This is a genomic window from Streptomyces sp. NPDC034085, from assembly GCF_055575555.1.
In genome coordinates this window covers 99687-117171 of record NZ_JBVISL010000015.1, presented here as the reverse complement: position 1 = coordinate 117171, position 17485 = coordinate 99687, and the positions used below count along the sequence as shown (strand labels likewise).

17 protein-coding genes are annotated in these 17485 nt (G+C 70.5%); 10 read left to right on the top strand and 7 right to left on the bottom strand.

Annotation, left to right across the window (positions count from 1 at the left end; translation table 11 throughout):
* Positions 1-664: 664 nt before the first annotated feature.
* The 3 genes from ACZ501_RS33230 (at position 665) to ACZ501_RS33220 (ending at position 3325) form a co-directional block, all read left to right on the top strand.
* The gene (locus ACZ501_RS33230) at positions 665-1105 is read left to right on the top strand and encodes a hypothetical protein (protein WP_468800286.1); all 441 of its coding nucleotides are present in this window, start codon (positions 665-667) and stop codon (positions 1103-1105) included.
* Positions 1106-2138: 1033 nt separating this feature from the next.
* The gene (locus ACZ501_RS33225; protein ID WP_323188313.1) at positions 2139-2855 is read left to right on the top strand and encodes a hypothetical protein; all 717 of its coding nucleotides are present in this window, start codon (positions 2139-2141) and stop codon (positions 2853-2855) included.
* The gene (locus ACZ501_RS33220) at positions 2852-3325 is read left to right on the top strand and encodes a helix-turn-helix domain-containing protein (protein ID WP_123996001.1); all 474 of its coding nucleotides are present in this window, start codon (positions 2852-2854) and stop codon (positions 3323-3325) included. The genes ACZ501_RS33225 and ACZ501_RS33220 overlap by 4 nt, the downstream gene beginning before the upstream one ends.
* Positions 3326-3485: 160 nt before the next feature.
* Here ACZ501_RS33220 and tpg read toward each other — a convergent pair whose 3' ends face one another.
* The 6 genes from tpg to ACZ501_RS33190 all read right to left on the bottom strand — a co-directional run bounded on the left by tpg (position 3486) and on the right by ACZ501_RS33190 (position 10965).
* Entirely contained in the window at positions 3486-4040 is a 555-nt protein-coding gene (tpg, locus tag ACZ501_RS33215; RefSeq protein WP_361603416.1) for a telomere-protecting terminal protein Tpg, read from the bottom strand.
* Between the two features lie 3 nt (positions 4041-4043).
* Entirely contained in the window at positions 4044-6326 is a 2283-nt protein-coding gene (gene tap, locus ACZ501_RS33210; RefSeq protein ID WP_468800290.1) for a telomere-associated protein Tap, read from the bottom strand.
* 121 nt (positions 6327-6447) lie between these two features.
* Positions 6448-7362 (bottom strand): ParB/RepB/Spo0J family partition protein, encoded by a 915-nt coding sequence (locus ACZ501_RS33205; RefSeq protein ID WP_468800285.1) that lies wholly within the window; start codon positions 7360-7362, stop codon positions 6448-6450.
* Positions 7359-8612, bottom strand: coding sequence for a ParA family protein (locus ACZ501_RS33200; protein WP_361603422.1), 1254 nt, complete (start codon positions 8610-8612; stop codon positions 7359-7361). The genes ACZ501_RS33205 and ACZ501_RS33200 overlap by 4 nt, the downstream gene beginning before the upstream one ends.
* Before the next feature lie 159 nt (positions 8613-8771).
* Entirely contained in the window at positions 8772-9467 is a 696-nt protein-coding gene (locus ACZ501_RS33195) for a ScbR family autoregulator-binding transcription factor (protein WP_361603426.1), read from the bottom strand.
* Positions 9468-10644: 1177 nt separating this feature from the next.
* Complete coding sequence (locus ACZ501_RS33190) at positions 10645-10965, bottom strand: hypothetical protein (RefSeq protein WP_361603429.1); 321 nt, start codon at positions 10963-10965, stop codon at positions 10645-10647.
* A 203-nt stretch (positions 10966-11168) separates the two neighbouring features.
* Here ACZ501_RS33190 and ACZ501_RS33185 point away from each other — a divergent pair, with 203 nt between their 5' ends.
* The 7 genes from ACZ501_RS33185 to ACZ501_RS33155 all read left to right on the top strand — a co-directional run bounded on the left by ACZ501_RS33185 (position 11169) and on the right by ACZ501_RS33155 (position 16880).
* On the top strand, positions 11169-11795 hold the full coding sequence (locus ACZ501_RS33185) for a ScbR family autoregulator-binding transcription factor (protein ID WP_361603432.1): 627 nt from the start codon (positions 11169-11171) through the stop codon (positions 11793-11795).
* Positions 11796-12033: 238 nt separating this feature from the next.
* Positions 12034-12879, top strand: a complete 846-nt coding sequence (locus tag ACZ501_RS33180) for an AfsR/SARP family transcriptional regulator (RefSeq protein WP_362457453.1) — start codon at positions 12034-12036, stop codon at positions 12877-12879.
* 78 nt (positions 12880-12957) lie between these two features.
* Positions 12958-13677 (top strand): ScbR family autoregulator-binding transcription factor, encoded by a 720-nt coding sequence (locus ACZ501_RS33175; RefSeq protein WP_468800284.1) that lies wholly within the window; start codon positions 12958-12960, stop codon positions 13675-13677.
* A gap of 179 nt (positions 13678-13856) precedes the next feature.
* Positions 13857-14678, top strand: a complete 822-nt coding sequence (locus ACZ501_RS33170; protein ID WP_361603441.1) for an AfsR/SARP family transcriptional regulator — start codon at positions 13857-13859, stop codon at positions 14676-14678.
* Between the two features lie 56 nt (positions 14679-14734).
* Complete coding sequence (locus tag ACZ501_RS33165) at positions 14735-15148, top strand: SgcJ/EcaC family oxidoreductase (RefSeq protein WP_468800283.1); 414 nt, start codon at positions 14735-14737, stop codon at positions 15146-15148.
* Between the two features lie 12 nt (positions 15149-15160).
* The gene (locus ACZ501_RS33160; protein ID WP_361603447.1) at positions 15161-16363 is read left to right on the top strand and encodes an epoxide hydrolase family protein; all 1203 of its coding nucleotides are present in this window, start codon (positions 15161-15163) and stop codon (positions 16361-16363) included.
* Between the two features lie 10 nt (positions 16364-16373).
* Positions 16374-16880 carry a DinB family protein gene (locus tag ACZ501_RS33155; RefSeq protein WP_361603450.1) on the top strand — a complete coding sequence of 169 codons (507 nt, stop codon included), beginning with the start codon at positions 16374-16376 and terminating at the stop codon, positions 16878-16880.
* A 9-nt stretch (positions 16881-16889) separates the two neighbouring features.
* Here ACZ501_RS33155 and ACZ501_RS33150 read toward each other — a convergent pair whose 3' ends face one another.
* Complete coding sequence (locus ACZ501_RS33150) at positions 16890-17435, bottom strand: flavoprotein (protein WP_468800282.1); 546 nt, start codon at positions 17433-17435, stop codon at positions 16890-16892.
* Positions 17436-17485 lie beyond the last annotated feature (50 nt).

The following is a 17485-nucleotide window of genomic DNA, read 5'->3' as shown; positions in this document are numbered from 1 at the left end:
CCCGCGGAGCGGGACCCCAAGCGCTGCGCGCTTGGGAAGCGAAGCCGCCTCGCTGCGCTCGGCGGGGCCCGCTCCGCGGGCCAGAGCCGGCCTTCGGCCGGGAGGCCTCCGCTTCGCTCCGGCCCACTGCCCCTCGCTTCGCTCGGGGACGGCTTCGCTGCGCTCGGCGGGGCCCGCTCCGCGGGCCAGAGCCGGCCTTCGGCCGGGAGGCCTCCGCTTCGCTCCGGCCGAAGGCCCTCGCTTCGCTCGGGGAATGGCCCGCTTCGAGGGCTGGGGCTTTCGACTCGGTTGAGTCTCCGCTTCGCTCCGACTGAACCTCCTTGCTTCGCTCGGAGGAGATCCGCTCCAACTGAACCGTCTCGCTGCGCTCGGCGGGGCCCGCTTCGCGGGCCAGAGCCGGCCTTCGGCCGGGAGGCCTCCGCTTCGCTCCGGCCGAAGCGCCCTCGCTCCGCTCGGGCGGAGCACCCTCGCTTTGCTCGGGGAGGGGGCCACTCCGAAGCCAGAGCCGGCCTTTGGCCGGTGGTCCTCGGCTTCGCTCCGGACAGTTGCCTCGCTTTGTTTCGGAGGCCCGCCCATGCTGGGAGGGCTAGAAGTTGTCCTGGCGGTCACTCGTAAGGTGCCTCAGTGCTACTTTGCCTGGAAGTGGTGGCAAGGGGGCAGGTAGGTGGATAGGGAGTTGCGGCGTGCCGCTGTCGTGGCGCTCGGGGAACTCGGGCGAAGTCGCGACTACCGTGATCGCGCAGCTGCCGGTCATGGCCTGGCGGGGTTTGCCGAGATGCAGGAGGCCTATGGGTCACTGCTGGAGCTCGTGCTCGACGCTGGTGACACCTTTGTCACCCGGGTGACCGCGGAAGCGCTGCTTCGGCGAAAGGACAGGGCGGGACTGATGACAGTCTCGTCTGCGCTGGCAGTTGCTGATCCGAATCAGGGGGACTGGATCCGCACTGCAGTCGTCGATGTGTTCAGCATCTTCTCGCAGGACCGGGATGAGGCGATCCGGTTGTGCGAGGAACTGTCGCAGGATGCTGACGACCGGGTTGCCCGAGGGGCTCGTCAGCTGCACGAACTCCTGGCTGAGATTGACCCTGCTCATTGCCCCGCATAGCACGGGGCGACGGCTGTCTAAGAGTGCAGGTGATCGATGGCAGAACTTGGAGCCGTCACTTGCCCGTCCTGTGCCAAGCCACATGACTACGGCGGCAGCGGGGGATGAAGCTTGGCGGTGAAGCGGCCGCGCGAGTGGCCGAGGCTCTCTTGCCTCGTTCACGACATCGAGGCGGCCGACCAGATTTTGCCTAGGTGTCCTGTGCTGGTGTTCTGGTGTGCTGTCCCCCCTTGATGCGCCTGGTGCTGGAGCGGGGTCCATCCGGGGGTCCGCCGCGTGCTGGTGCGCGCACGATGGTCAAGTCCACTGAGACTGCCCAGGTCATCTTGCTCGCCGCATCGGCTGTGGCCTGAACCTGCTGCACCAGTTGTTCCTCAATGCCGTTCGCCGATTTGCAGGCGACTTCGGTTGGTCCTGTCCGGAGGTTTGTTCGAAGTCGACTCGAGGATTGCCTGGGAATGGGGGCAGGGTGTTAACGGCGTTAATGGTCGATGAGGGCGTGATTCAAAGTGATGTGGGGATAGAGATAGGAATCAGTCAGATTCTGCGCGGTTACGGACACGGTGTCCGGTGGGCGTCGGTCGGTGGGCTGGGGTGCTGCGACGTCAGGAAGTGGCGTCGGCGCGGGGGTTCTGGACGGCGTTGAGTGCGCGCAGCGCGGCAGGGGACGGCCTATAGAGAGTACGGATATGCATTGCCGCAGGTCAGAGGGGGTGCGGGGGCAAAGTTATGTCCCCTCAGAAGGGACATAACTCGGGGGATGTGTCGCTGCTAGGGGGACAGAACTCCTGCAAAACGTCAGCGAGGCTGACGCTTTTTCGCCCAAAACGTCGGTGAGACTGACGTTCTTGTGGAGATACGTCGGTGAACTGAGCGGGGGGTGGGAGGGGTTGGGCTCGGGTGTCCGGGAGCGGCCGAAGAGGGGCCGTGGCTGAGATGTGTCCCTCCTGGGGGGACACAAGACACGCCGAACGTCAACGAGCGTGACATTAGTGTCACCCTTGTTGACATACTCTCTCTGCAGATCAACGAAGTGGAGAGCATCCTCGTGTCATCAGAGCCACAGCGCCGTCGGCCGAGTCCGTCGCGCGCGCCGCGTCCTGATCTCCCCGTTGATGACGCGATCTCGGCGTGGAGTCAGCCGCTGGCTCCGGTCAAGGATCTGGACAGCCTGGCGAAGCGGTACCCCAGCCGGAAGCTCACGCTGGACGGTGAGCGCAAGCCGCTGGAGTTCTACGGGACGCAAAGTCAGCCAAACGCGTTCTCGATGGACAGCCTCGAGTTCTTCCTGGTGATTGCCCAGTACTTCAGGGAAGCCTTGCCCCTGAGGCTCATCCTGCTGCTGATCGCGTGCCAGCGGGCGGGTGGGCGGATTCCACTTACGCAGGAGGAGATGGCTACGATCCTTGACGTCAGTCGGACAAAGACGTCGGAGGCACTGCACACCGTCATGTCTCATGGGATCGTCTTCAAGGTGCGGCGGGGTGTGTACCAGTTCAACCCGCCCTACAGTTACCGGGTGGCCGAGTTCATTCCGGGTACGGAGACGGCGGGTGAGTTCGTGAAGGTGGAGCAGCACAGCACCATCTCGCAGATTCGCAGCGACACGAGCCTGCCCGATCTGGTGCGGTTCCCGTCGCTGGACCACATGCGGCAGGCAATCGAGGAACTGCGGGCCGAACGGTCCAAAGAGCGCGCTGCGCGCCGGCTGAGCCGGGCGCAGCGCAAGGAAGAAGGGACAGCTCAGTGAGCACCTTGCGATTCGCTGCGGTCAACGCCGACGGGCTTCTCTCCGACCTGGACCTTCCGCCCGCCGCGTACCGTGTGCTGCTGAAGCTGCGTTCGCTGAGCGAGCCGGGCGGGCGGATCCTGATCGACCAGGCCACCATCGGCGGGCTGCTGGAGCTGAGCAGGCCGAGCGTCAACGCCGCTCTGCGCAGCCTGGAGCTGGCGAAGCTCGTGCGGAAGGTCAGGAACGGGGTGTACCAGATCAACCCGATGCTGGCCGGGTACAACTCTTTCGAGGACGCCGTCGCGGCGGTGAACGAGATGGCTGCCGACGAGCGGCTGGACGCGCGTGGGTACGTGGCCAGTTACCACCAGGCGGTGGCGGAGTATCAGGACCAGCTCGCGGAGCAGCGGAAGAAGCGGGCGGCTCAGGCCGCGGCGAAGAAGGCTGCGGAGTCGAAGCGGCGGCGGACACTGCACGCTGTGGGCTGAGCGGCTTGAGGAGGGGCCCGTAAGGGCTTCTGAGGGCCTTTCAACAGCCTTTGAGGGCCCCGGGGATATTCCCGGGGCCCTCAAAGGGTTTCAGGGCCCTGAGGGGGCTCCTGTGGCTTTGTGTTGGTCGGCTCTTCGGTGACGGCGCGTACGGCGCGGGTCAGAAGGCGAAGTCGACGTAGTCGATGTCGGTGAACTCGACCAGGAGGCTCGTGGCGCGGGCGCCGTTGTCCTTGAAGTAGATCTCCTGGAGGGCTTCGGCCGTGATGTGGCGGAGCTGGGCTTCGGTGGCTCCGGTTTCCTGGGCCGCGAAGAGGCGCTGCGCGTACTCGGGGGGCAGGTGCTGCGTGATGCGGCGCATCCGGCCGTCGTCGGTGGTGCCGGGGGCCGCGGTGAAGCCGAAGCGGGCGCGGGTCTCGATGACCAGTCCCGTGGTGCGGGCGGCCTGTTCGCGGGCGCGCTTGCGGACCAGCGGCTGCCAGCGGCGCCGTACTTCGGCTTCCAGGCGGGCGGCCAGGGCGGGCTTGGGCTGCTTGATCTCGTTCTTCACGTAGCGCTCGACCGTGCGTTGGGAGATGCCCAGGGTGGCGGCCACGGCCTTCGTCGACTTGAGCTGTTTGACGAGGAAGCGCATCTGCGCGCCGGCGGATTTGGGGATGGGGCGGGTGAAGTGGAGTTCGTCCGCTTTGGTGAGGCTGTCTGAGATGTCGGACATCGGTTACTCGCCGTCTGCTGCCGCGTCGTGGCCCTTGATGTGGCGGGCCGGGTTCAGGTGCTGGTCCAGGAGCTGGACGGCCCACAGGAGGGACTGGGTGCCCTCGTGCTTGACCATGCCGGGGCTGACGCCGAGGCGGAAGCCGCCGGGGAGGGGCTTGCCCTCGGGAGTGCGGGGGAGGAAGTCCAGGGGGCTGGGGCCGTCGGAGAGGTAGACCGCGCAGTCGGAGAGGACCGCGATGGGGTACAGGCCGGCTTGCGTGGCGAGCTTCTGCATCTTGCGGTGCATGTTGACGCGGGCCGTGGAGATGACGGCGGCGCGGATGTCGGGGCGCCAGGTGGGGCGCTCCAGGGCGGGCCAGGCTTCACCGGGACGGTAGGCGGCGCCCTGGGGGCGTTCGCGGAGCTTGCCGATGCCGCCCTTGACCGTGGACTTGATGGCGGAGAGGACCGCCGTCGTGGTGTGGGGGGCGTTCGCCTTGTACGTCGACATGGCGGTCAGGAACTCGGATTCCGTGAGGGACGGGGTGATGCCGAGGTCCGCCATCGTGGCCAGGTAGGCGTCGCGGAGGCGGGTGTACCAGGCGTCGAGGTAGGGGCCGTTCTCAGGGCGGAGCCAGGCCTCGGTCGGCCGGACGTCGTGGCCGAGCTCCTGGGCGTAGGCGAGCGTCGGGGTCGCGTACCAGGCGGGGCCGGTGGGGGGACCGCCGTGCGGGGTGAAGGGGCTGGGGAGGCGGGGGTCGAGGGAGAGGGAGGAGAGGTCCGCGAGCCAGCATCCGGGGAGCTTCGGGTCGAAGCGGGGGGCGGTGGTGTGCACGGCCGGGCCGAGGCCGACGGTGAGGCGGTTCGCGGCGGCGGCGAAGGCCATGTTCACGTCGATGCCGACGGCGTGGGTGCGGGCGCACTCGGCGTCGGTGAGGAGCTCCGGGTCGCGGATCCAGTCGTACGCCTCCTCGTCGAGGACCTCGTCCGGGGTCCGCTGGTGGGCGCGGGGGTAGAGGGCGGCGACCACCGGGTGCTCGTCGGGGGCCTCCGGTGGCGCGGGGTCGACGGGGCGGGTGAGGGAGCCGGGTACGGGGGCCGACTCCCAGGTGTTCGTCTCCGGGTTGCGGGCGGCGCGGGTGGGCGGGCGCAGGGCCGTCATGAGTTCCAGCCCGGTGACGGCGGTGGAGCCGCGGGGGGTGAGGACGCGGGCGGCGTAGGTGGTGAGCAGTTCGGCGAGCTCGGGGGCGGGGAGGTCGGCGGTGTCCTCGCCCCAGGCGCGGGGGTCGAGGGCGCCCCAGGGGAGGACGGCGAGCTGGACGCACTGGCGGCCGGTGGTGGGGGAGGCCGGGCGGTAGATGCGGGCCCAGGGGCCGAAGCCGCGGCGGGTGAGCTGCCACTTGGCCTTGGTGAGCTGCTTGATGACGGGGTGGTTGTCCGGGAGGCGCAGGGCGCGGCGGTCTTCCAGGGTGAGGGGGAGGCCGAGGCGCTCGGCGGCCGGGGCGGTGAGGACGAGGAGGGGGTCGCCGTCCCGGCCGTTGTGGTGGAGGCGGGGGGCGCGGAGGTCGGCGTCGGGGCCCAGGGCCCAGGCGATGAGGGAGGGGAGGTCGGCGGTGGGGTGGGGGAGGAGGAGGCCGCCTGCGGCGTGGGCGCGGCCGGTGCCGTCGAGGACGGCCAGGGGGCCGTTGCCTTCCAGGGCGGCGGGGGCGGGGCGCTGTGGCCGGCGGGGGCGGGTGGGGGGCTTCTGGGTGGAGGTGGGTGGGGTGGGCGTGGGCAGCTGACCGTTAACGGCGTTAACGGCGTTAACGGTTTCGGGGGAGGGGGGCTGGGGGGTGGGTGCCGGGGCGTTAACGGCGTTAACGCTGTGGGGGATGGTGGGTGCGGCTGGGGGAGGCGGCGGGGGCGTGGCGTTAACGGCGTTAACGGTCGTCGGGGTAGTGGGGGTCGCTCGCGGGGGCGACGGGGGTGTGGCGTTAACGGCGTTAACGGTCGTGGGGGTGGTGGGGGTCGCTGGCGCGGGTGCGGCGTTAACGGCGTTAACGGTGGCCGGGGGGTGGAGGGCGGCGAGGCCTTCGAGGAGGCGGGCGTACGCGGCGCGCTTGGGGGGACGGGGAGCGGTGCGGCCGGTTTCCCAGGAGGTGACGGTTTCGCGGCGGACCGAGAGGGCCTTGGCGATCTGGTCCTGGCTCAGGCCGGCGGCCTCGCGCAGGCGCTTGCGCTCGTCAGGGTGGGGGAGCCCGTCCTGGGCGGCCGCTTCTTCGAGCAGGGCGTCGACCGCTGCGAAGAGGGTGGTCTGTTCGTTCATCTCGCTCATCGGTACCTCCAGCAGCACCTTATGTGAATCGCACGCTTGAACGCACACGGAACGCACGTGGGGGCGTTAACGGCGTTAATGCCGCCAGCGCCCCCGCCGTGGGTGCGACAGCTCAGATGCGCTGCATCAGGAGTTCCGTGACGGCCTTGAGGTCGTCCGGGGTGAGGTGGGCGGTAAGGGCGTCCGCGATGGTCTCCGGGGAGTGGGCGGAGATCGTGATGCGGGGGGTGGGGGCGGGGGCCGGGGTGGGGGTGGGTGTCGGGGCGTTAACGGCGTTAACGGTCGGGGGCGCCGGACGGGTGCGCTGGCGCGGGGGGTTAACGGCGTTAATGGTCTCGTCGGCTGCCGCGGCCTGCTCCTCCTGGGGGAGCCGGCCGATCCGGCGGGCGGGTTCGACCTTCAGCTCGCCCGTCTCCACCTTCTCCTGGAGGGTGGGCGTCAGGTTCAGCAGGGTCAGCCGCTGGGAGACCCAGGCCGCCGTCTTCCCGATCCGCTTGGCCACCTGCGCCTGGGATCCGTGGACCTCGACCAGCTCCTGGAGGGCGCGGGCCTGGTCCATGGGGGCCACGTCGACCCGGTGGACGTTGGCGATGAGCGCCGATTCGAGGATGTCGGCCGCCGACGCGGACAAGGCGTCGTTGACGTGGATGTGCATCGTCTTGAGGCCGGCGAGCTGGGCGGCCGCGAGCCGGCGGTTCCCGTCGATGACCACGTACGGGGCGCGGCCCAGGCCGTCGGTCTGGCCCGGGTGGGCTTCCATGAAGGCGAGCCGGGTCGCGACCGCGAGGGGCTGCAGCTGGCCCCGTACGGTGAGGGACTGGGCGAGCTCGTCGAGGTCCGTGAGGTCTTCGCGGAGGTTGAACGGGTTGTGGGCGAGGGCGTCGATGGGGACCTCGGAGGGCGGGACGACCCCGGAGGTCGGGGCGCCCGTGGCCTCGGCGATGGCCGCGCGGCGGGAACTGACGCCGACGGGCTGGGCCCGTGCGAAGGAAGCCGAGACTCCGAGTTTGTCGGCCTTGCTGCTCATGAGATCTCCCGGGCGAGGGCGCGCAGGGCGACGGCCTGGTCGCCGTTGGGGGCATAGACGAAGAGGGGCTGCTTGAGGCGGACGGACTCGCGCTGTTCCTTGAGGTCGGGGACGATCGCCACGACCCGGGGATCCTTTATGTCCATCCAGGCTTGGAGGGAGCTGGTCGCGATGTAGCCGCGGCGGCCGTCGTAGAGGTTCACGACGAGGCCGAGGTAGTCGATGTCCAGGCTGAGGTCGTCGCGGAGGTCGTTGATCTGCGAGGTGAGGAGGTCGTACGCGTCCGCGGAGGAGTCCTCCGCCTGTACGACGATCAGCGCGCCGGAGGCGCCCGGCTGTTCGGCGTCACGGCGGCGGCCGTAGTAGATCGCCGCGTCCATGCTCAGGCCGAGGCTGGGCGGACAGTCGATGAGGATGACGTCGTAGTCGGACTCGACGGGGGCGAGGGCGCGTTCGAGGGCGGCCTCGCGGGCGCGAACGGTGGAGAGGCGCACGTCCAGGAGGAAGGCGTCCGTGCAGGCGGGCAGGATGTGGAGGCGGTCCCCGAACCGGTCGTGCTCGATGGGCACGATCAGATCCTGGAGGGGCCCCTTGGCCTCGCCGGCCATGTGACAGGTCAGGCTGTCGCCGCCGATGGGGAGCGGCTGCTGGCCGAGCTGCTTGGTGAGGTGGCCCTGGGGGTCGAAGTCGACGAGCAGCACGCGCATGCCGAGACCCGGGAGGTCTTCCAGGTCGAGGGGCGTGGTGGGCGTCGGGTCCCCGGCTACGGGGGTGGCGAGGCGGGCCAGTTGGCGGGCGATGCGGACCGGGTGCAGGCTCGCGGGGTCCTCGGCGAGGGCCTCCGCGGTGCCGGCGGTGATGGCGGTCTTGCCGACGCCGCCCTTCTGGTTGCAGACGACGATGCGGCGTACGACGGAGGGCCGCTGGACGGTGGGGGCCGGGTTCATCTCCAGCCAGAGGTGGACGGCTTGGGCGAGGCCCTGGATGAGGGAGACGCCGCGGTCCTTGGAAGCGGTGCGGAAGGACTCCCACTGGCCGGCCGGCAGCCACGTCGAGAACGACTCGGCGCCGGAGGTGTCGACGGGGGAGGGGGCGGAGGCGAGGGCGCTCCAGTGGGCGATGCCCTGGTGGACGGCGTCCTGGATGTCGACCCGCAGCTGGGCGGTGCGGATCTTCAACTCCTGGCGGAGCCGCGGGGGGAGTTTGGAGACGACCTTCTCTCGGTCGTTCTGGGACGAGGGCGAAGTCATGAGAGGGACTTTACTAACGTTCTTGGGTGCGCGTGAGCGCCACGCTTGGGTTTTGCTAACGAAATGGGTGGTGGGGTGGCACGGGGGTGTGGTGGGGCGCCCGGGTACGCCACAGGGCGGCCTCCCCCTCGCGGGTGGGAGGCCGCCCTGTGTGTGCCGTCAACCGACCGGGGTGGGTGGGGGAGTGGACAGCGGGGCGGGTGTCCCGGGGGCGCTGAGGGCGAGTTCGGCGCGGCAGGCCGGCGAGCCCGCGGGGTCGAAGAGGGGGATGCGCGGGGCGGGCACGATTCCCGGGAGGAGGTAGTTCCACAGGTCGACGACCCGGGCGTGCAGGTCCTCGCGGTCGGCACGGACGTGCGAGGTGACCTGGATGCCGGTGAACGAGCCGACGAGGAACGTCGAGAGGTCGGACACGTCGAGCGAGGGCAGGATGTCGCCGCGTTCCTGGGCCGGTGTCAGACAGCTGCGGCAGGTCTCGATCCAGGCGTTGTACGGGGACGGGTCCGGGCTCGTGAAGGAGCCGAACTCGATGACCAGGCGGATGCCGGCGCGGATGCGGACGTTGGTGCGCAGCCCGAACGCCATCTGGTGGGTGAGGTCGATGACCGTCTGGAGGCCGGGGTCTGCCAGGGCGGGGACGTCCTTGGACACCTGGAACTGTTCGTCCACCAGGGTGCGGGCGAGGGCTTCCTTGGACGGGAAGTGGAAGTAGAGGGCGCCCTTGGTGACTCCGGCGTGTTTGACGACGTCGCTGAGGCTGGTGCCGTCGAAGCCGGACCGGTCGAAGGCGACGGCCGCGCCGTCGAGGATCGCCTGCCGGGTGAGCTCGGCTCGTTCCTGCCTGACCCTCGCCACGTGTGTGTCTCCTGCTGCGCTTGCGTCTGGTGATACGGGGGCAATCTAGTGGGATTGAGTCAAAGAAAACCAGTCGACAAGTACTTTTTCCGGTTGATGGGGTGGGAGTCTGGGGTCTGTTGGGCGGTTTTGGGGTGGGTGGTACCCGAGGGGTGAAGGCGGCCGGCAGGTGGTGCGGTGGCTGCGGGAGTTTGCGGTGCTGCTGCCGCTGTTCTTCGTGAGGAGCGGGCTTCGGGGACCGATGCGGGGGTGCTGCACGGTGGAGGGAGCCGGCTGTGGGGGTGTTAACGGCGTTAAGGGTGGCGGGGTGGACGGCGGCCGGCTGCGGGTCGGGCGGAAGGCGTGAGGCCGGTGGGGTCCGCCTGCGGGGTTGGTGTGGGGCGTGGGCTCAGGGCGGCAGGGTGGGGCAGCCCGTCTGGCAGGTGGGGTCCGTGCGGGGTGGTGTTAACGGCATTAATGCTCGGGGGTGCGCTGGGCTTGAGGGGTTGGGTCGTGGTTGTTCGGGGCGGGGAAGGAGAGCGGCGTGTCACTGGCAGGTTGATCCGTGCGGGGTGGCGTTAACGCCGTTAATGCTCGGGGGGCGCCCTTGGGTGGGCATGGGGTGGGGTGATTCTTAGTGAGACCGAGTGGGAACGGCTGCGGCCGTTCCTTCCGGTCAGCAACAGGCGTCGGCAGGTGGCGGTACCACCGGCGTGCCTGCCCGAATGGTTCGGGCCGGGGAAGACCGTCCATGAATGCCACGGGCTGTGGTCGGCCGATGGGATGTGGGGGCGTCTGCTTCAGCAGGTCCAGGTCGCAGCCGAAGCGGCAGGTCGGTGGACTTGATCAGCGTCCGTGCGCATCAGCATGCGACGGGCGCCCGCACCGGCCCACCGCCGGCGCCCGACTCGAAGGGGCCGAAGGGCCGGAACACCAGGACGAAACGCCATGGCAGAGCCTGCCCGTCTGGTGGAGGTGGTGCTGGAGGCGAGGGCTACGACGTCTGATAGAGCGAGCCATCGGCGCTCTCGACAGACGAGCAGCCCGGGGAATCGCGTCGGCAGGCAATAGTCCGTGAGGAGTGGCGTTAACGGCGTTAATGCTCGGGGTGGTCATGTGTACTCAGCACGCCGGGACCGGTGTATCGAGGTCAGCGGGTCGGGTCCCCGGCCGCCGCAGCGAAGGCGATCCGCCCCGGTCAGAGGTCCGTGGCGTCCGGGAAGTGGCGGTGGAGTTCGGTGAGGACGCGCTCGTCCGCTGCCCTGACGTCCCACAAGGAGCTGTCCACTTCGGTCAGGACGACCCTCACGCTGCCCTCGGCGGACCCCCTTGCCTCGGCGTCGATCAGTTGGAGGAAGGGGGTCGTCAGCGACAACAGCGTCAGTGTGTCCATGCCGCCGTCCGCAGACCGCTTCTCCATCTCGACGCAGCGAGGATCGACGATCTCGTCGAATGCGACGTGCCAGGTCAGGTGCAGGCCGAAGCTGCCCAGGCGGACCAGGAGCTCGGCCAGGGTCACGTAGTGCTTTCCGCGCCAGGCACGAAACGTGATCCCCTTCATTCCGGTCTGTGTTTCGGCTGTATCGCGAGACAACGTCATGAGGGGGGCTCCGTCGGGAGTCCGGTGGCGCTCCGGTGCGGGCGTCGACTGTGGCCCAGGATCTCGTACCCCCTCGGTGTGGGGCGAACCGCGGACGCGGTGATTGCGGTGTGGAGCCCCTCATGGTCAAGCAGGAGCGTGCGGCACGCACGCGGGAGTCGCTGGTGCTCGCTGCCGCGGAGGTGTTCGCCGAGCAGGGTTTCACCGCCGCGTCGATCGCCGCGATCAGCGAACGGGCCGGAGTGACCTCCGGCGCGGTCCAGTTCCACTTCGACGGCAAGCCCGCCCTCGCCCGGGCGGTGGAGGCCCGGGCGGCGCGCACGCTGCTGCGGATCGCCCGGACGGAAGGCGCACCGGGGCGGGCCGGCGACCCCCTGGAGGTGCTCGTCGACGCGACGTACGCGCTGCTGGAACTGCTGGCCCGGGACGTCGTCGTCCGCGCCGGGTTCGCACTGGGTGCGGACGCCGCCCACCAGAGCCGGGTGGACCTGCGCGGACGGTGCCGTCTGTGGGTGGAGGAGCTGATGGTCACCGCGCAGCGGACCGGGCTCCTCGCCGACGGGGTCTCGCCCCAGGACGCGACGCGGGTGGCGGTCGCCGTCACCGCCGGGCTGCGGGCGTTGCGCATCGTGGAACCGGAGTGGACTCCCCGTCAGGCGATGGCCCGCATCTGGACGGTGGTACTGCCGGGGCTCGTCCCCGACGAGGTGGCGGCTGGAGCCGAACTCTTCCGACAAGAAACAGACTGAATGGTTTGATTTTCAGGCCTTGTTGGGTGTTATATGACCTCTGTAGCAAGGCGGCTGAAGAGCTCCGGGCTGTCATGGGTGTGTGAGTTGCTCGCAAAAGCCCAGGTCAGAGGAGATTTCTGGGCGGCGCCGCGATATCGCCAGGCCGAAAACTGTCTGACTGGTTGGGCATTGACAAACCGTCCGGCCTGTTTTCTACTGACTCTTGCGACTCATCCAAAGGACAGGGGAGTACGACGTGGACATCGATGTACTGGGCGCACTCGCCGTGCGGGAGAACGGGATCTCCATCACTCCCACCGCCCCCAAGCCCCGGCAGGTCCTGGCGCTCCTGGCCCTCCACGCCGATCAGGTCGTGCCGGTGTCGGCGCTGATCGAGGAGCTGTGGGGGGCCGTGCCCCCGCGCAGCGCCCGTACCACCCTCCAGACCTACGTCCTCCAGCTGCGCGCGCTCATCGCGACCGCCCTGGAGGGGAACGAGGACGAGGAGCGGACGGCGAAGGACGTGCTCGTGACGCTGCCCGGCGGCTACCTGCTGAACAGCGACGGCGGCACCAGCGACGTACGGGAGTTCGACCGGCTGGCCGGCATGGGTTACCGGGCGATCGACGCCGGCGACTACCCCGTCGCCGCCCAGCGGCTGCGCGAGGCGCTCGCCCTGTGGTCGGGGCCGGCCTTCGCCGACGTACAGGGCGGTGTGCAGCTGGACATGGAGACGCGGCGCCTGGAGGAGACCCGGCTGTGCGCGCTCGACCAGCGCATCGAGGCCGATCTGAAGCTGGGCCGCCACCGCGAGCTGCTGGCGGAGCTGACGGTGCTGGTGAGCCGGTACCGCACGCACGAGAACCTGCACGGGCAGTTCATGCTCGCCCTGCACCGCTCCGGCCGGCGCGGCGAGGCGCTGGACGTGTACCAGCGGCTGCGCGCCACGCTCGTACGGGACCTGGGCCTCGAGCCGTCCACCGCGCTGCGCAGGCTGCAGCGCTCGATCCTGATGGCCGGTCCGGAGGGTGTGGGCAAGGCGGCGGCGGTGGCCACGGTCGCCGGGGCGGGCCCGCGGGCCGACCGGCTCGTACGGGCCTGACCCGCGCGCGGGCCGCCGCAGGTGCGGCGGTCAGCGGTAGGTGCAGGGACGCAGCGGGGGCGAAAGGGAGACGGAGCGGTGCAGGAGAGGTCGGAGCGGACCCGCAGGCGGTTGGTCTTCGCCGGGGCCGAGTTGTTCCACCGCAACGGATACGCCAACGCCACACTCGGTGAGATCGCCGGTGCGGCGGGGGTGACGAAGGGGGCGTTGTACTTTCACTTCGCCTCGAAGGACGAGCTCGCGGACGCGGTGCAGCAGCGCGGTTGCGGCCTGCTGCACGAGGCGGTCCGGGGACTGCGCGAGGGCGGAGCCTCGCCCTTGCAGGCGCTGATCGACACGACGCACTGGCTGGCGCGGACGCTGCACGAGGATCCGGCGATCCCGGCGAGCTTCCGGATCACCAAGGAGTGCGCCGGCCACCAGCCGGCCGCGGTCGACTTCCACGGGGCGTGGCTGGAGGCGGTGTGCGAGCTGCTGCGGATGGCGAGGGACGTGGGTGAACTGCCGCTGGAGGGGCCGGTCCCGGGCGTGCCCGACGGCGGTGGCGGTTCGGCCGCCGACCGGTGGGAGAGCGCCGAGGCGCTGGTCGCGGCCGCCGTCTGCGGTATCGAGGTGCTGGCCGGGACCGGGCTGTCGTACGAGGAGCTCCAGCGGAAGGTGGCCGCCCTGTGGGGGCTGCTGCTGCCGAGCCTGGTGGGCCCGGAGCGGGTACGGGAGTACCGGACGCAGGCCGCTGACGCCGCCGTCGGCGCGCCGGGCGGGGAGCGGAGCTATGAGTTCCTCGGGAGCCGGGTCTAGGCCCTGATCGGGCCGCGGTGGCCCGCGGACGCCCGGGGCTCCGGTGTGCGGAACGCCGTTTCCGGCCGGGCCGCACGGGGTGTGCGGCGCACGGGGGAGCGGGGCGGGAAGGCGGAGCCGGGCCGCTGGGGGGCTCGGCTTCGATCGAGGTGAATCGACGAACTGCCGAGGGGGAGACCGTGAGGATTCAGATTCTGGGACCGCTCAGTGCCGAGGTCGACGGGGAGTCGATCGTGCCGACGGCGGGCAAGCCGCGGCAGATCCTGGCCCTGCTCGCCCTGCACCCCGGGCGCGTGCTGCCGGTGCCCACCCTCATGGAGGAGATCTGGGGCCATGAGCTGCCCAACAGTGCGCTGACCACCCTGCAGACGTACATCCTCCAGCTGCGCCGCAGGCTGGGCACGGCCATGGGGCCGGGCCGGCCGGGGGCCGCGAAGGAGGTCCTCACGACGCGGCACGGCGGGTACCTGTTGCAGGTGCCGCGGGAGTCCGTCGACGTCCACGCGTACGAAGACCTCGTCGCGCGGGGTCTCGCCGCCTTCGAGGGCGGCGACGACGAGGGCGCCGCGGCCCTGCTGCGGGCGGGGCTCGCGCAGTGGCAGGGGCCCGCGCTGGTCGACGTACGGGTCGGGCCGGTCCTGGCGATCGAGGTCATGCGGCTGGAGGAGAGCAGGCTGGTCACGGTGGAGCGGCGGATCGACATCGACCTGCGGCTCGGGCGGCACACCGAGCTCCTCGCCGAACTGACCGAGCTGACCGCCCGGCACCCCCAGCACGAGGGGTTGCACTCCCAGCTGATGGTGGCGCTGTACCGGTCCGGGAGGCAGGGCGCGGCGCTGGACGTCTACCGGCGGCTGCGCGGCCGGCTGATCGGGGAGCTGGGCGTCGAGCCGTCACCGCAGTTGCAGCGGCTGCACCAGGCGATCCTGACGGTCGATCCGGCCCTGGACGTGGTGGCGGGCCCCAAGCGGGGATCCACCTTCGACCTCTACGCGGCGTGAGCCCGGCGCCGGGAGGGCTTGACCTCAAGTGCGCTTGAGGGACGAGGGTGGCGCGCATGGACAAGGACACCACGCGACACGCGGCTGACCTCGAAGCGATCCGCCACCTCGTCGCCACCGTCGAGCGCTCACAGCAGAACAAGGACCCCGAGGAGTTCCTCGGGCTCTTCCACCCGGACGCGATCTGGACCACGGCCCACGGCAAGGTCCTCATCGGCTTCGAGGAGATCGCGGAGTTCACCCGGCGGGTGCTGCCGGCGGCGGACTGGGACGGCACGGTCACCTACGAGGTGGCGCACGTGCTCTTCGTGCGGGACGACGTCGCGGCGGTCAAGGTGCGCCAGTGCTACCAGGGCGCCGGCGAGGGGAGCGAGGGCGCCCCGCTGTACGTGGTCTCCCGGCAGGACGACGGACGCTGGCTGCTGACCGCCTGCCAGAACACCCAGGTGCTCCGGCCCGGCCCGGCGTGACATCGTGGCGGCATGGACGATCTTGAGATGAGGCCGTTTCGGCTCGCGGTGCCGCAGGAGGAGCTGGACGACCTCGACGAGCGGCTGCGGCGCGTGCGGTGGCCCGACGAACTGGACGGCGTGGGGTGGGCGTACGGGATGCCGCTGGGCGAGATGCGGGAACTCGTACGGTACTGGCGCGAGGAGTACGACTGGCGGTCCGCCGAGGCGCTGCTGAACGCGTGGCCGCAGTTCACCACCGTGATCGACGGGGCCCGGGTGCACTTCGCGCACATCCGCTCGCCCGAGCCGGGCGCCACGCCGCTGCTGATGACGCACGGCTGGCCGGGGTCGTTCGTGGAGTTCCTGAAGGTCGCGGGTCCCCTGACCGACCCGCGGGCGCACGGCGGGGATCCCGCCGACGCCTTCCACCTGGTGCTGCCCGCCATCCCCGGCTTCGGGCTGTCCGGGCCGACCACCGGCACCGGCTGGGAGTTCAAGCGGGTCGCGCGGGCCTTCGGGGTGCTGATGGAGCGGCTCGGGTACGGGACGTACGGGGTCCAGGGCGGCGACTGGGGCGCCGCGGTGTCCCGGGAGCTGGGGCGGATCCGGCCCGGCAACGTGATCGGGGTGCACCTGAACCTGCTGCCCGGGGCCGGGGCCACCGCGGAGCCCGGGGAGGAGGAGCTGGCGGCGCTGAGCCCCGCCGAGCGGGAGCGGACGCTGGCCTCCTGGGAGCGCTACCGGGTGTGGGTGCGGGAGCGGCAGGGGTACGCCGACATCCAGGCGACCCGGCCGCAGACCCTCGCGTACGGGCTGAACGATTCGCCGGTCGGGCTGCTCGCCTGGATCGGGGAGAAGTTCGCCGAGTGGAGCGACCCGCGGACCCCGGTCGACCGGGACCAGATGCTGACCAACGTGATGCTGTACTGGCTGACCGGGACGGCGGGTTCGGCCGCCCGCATCTACTACGAGCGGGCGCACGCCGACTACTACGGGCAGCCGCCCGAGGTGTCCGACACCCCGACGGCGCTCGCCGACTTCCCCCGGGACAACTTCATCCCGCTGCGGCACGTCGCCGCGCGCACCGACCGCGTCGTGCGCTGGACCTCCTACGACAGGGGCGGGCACTTCCCCGCGATGGAGGTGCCGGAGCTGCTCGTGGAGGACGTCCGGAGTTTCTTCCGGGGTGTCCGGCATGTGGAAAGGGAGGCCGCGGGCCGCGCGGTGCTGTGATCATCGGACGATGGACCTGGAGCAGCGCACACCGCCCGTACTGACCGGGGACGAACGGGCCACCCTGACCAGCGTGCTGCAGTGGCAGCGCGACACCCTGCGCATGAAGTGCGCGGGCCTGACGGACGAGCAGCTGCGGCGCAAGGCCGTCGCACCGTCCGCGCTGAGCCTGCTGGGACTGGTGAGGCACCTGGCGGAGGTGGAGCGGGGCTGGTTCCGCAACGTGCTGAACGGTGAGGACGTACGCGGCTACTTCCCGCAGAACGCCGCCGGGGAGCGGACGGAGTTCCACGTGGAGGACGCGGACCCCGCCGAGTCGTTCCGGATCTGGGAGGAGACCTGCGAGCGGTCGCGGGCCATCGTGGCGGCCGCCGAGTCCCTCGACGTACGAGGGCACTTCGGCGACCAGGCGTACTCCCTGCACTACGTCCTGGCGCACATGATCGAGGAGTACGCCCGGCACAACGGGCACGCCGACCTGCTGCGCGAGGCCATCGACGGGGCCACCGGCGAGTAGCCGCGGGCCCTACGCGGGGACCGTGCCGGCGCGGTCCACGGCGTCCAGGGCGACCTGCCAGGGGAAGTGCGGCGGGGTGTCCGGGCCGGCCGGGCCGGGCAGGAAACCGCCCTCGCCGAAGAGCAGTTCGGCGCCCGCGCCGCGCAGGACCGCCAGCGACTGCTCGAACTGGGGGTGCGCGGCGAGGGCGGCGTTCGTGCACGGCATGGCGACCACCGGGGTGCCCTTGCCGAGGGCCTCGGCGGCCACGCCGACGGTGAACCGGTCGGTGAGGCCCAGGGCCCAGGCGTTGACCGAGGTGAAGGTGGCCGGCGCGAAGAGGACGGCGTCGGCGGCCGGCCACACGTCCGGTTCGCCGGGGAGCTTGTACTGCCAGCGCACCGGGTTGCCGGTGAGGGCGGCGAGGCCGTCGAGGCTTTCCGACACCCACTGGGCCGCCGTCGGGGTCAGGCCCAGGCACACGTCCCAGCCACGCGCCTGGGCGTCCTCGATCACGTGGGCCACGTCGAAGACGGGCGGGGCGGCGGAGCAGAACAGGTAAAGAGTCCTCGTCATACGATCATGTGATCACATTTCTGGTCTGCAACTCTCCTCCACGGCCCGCC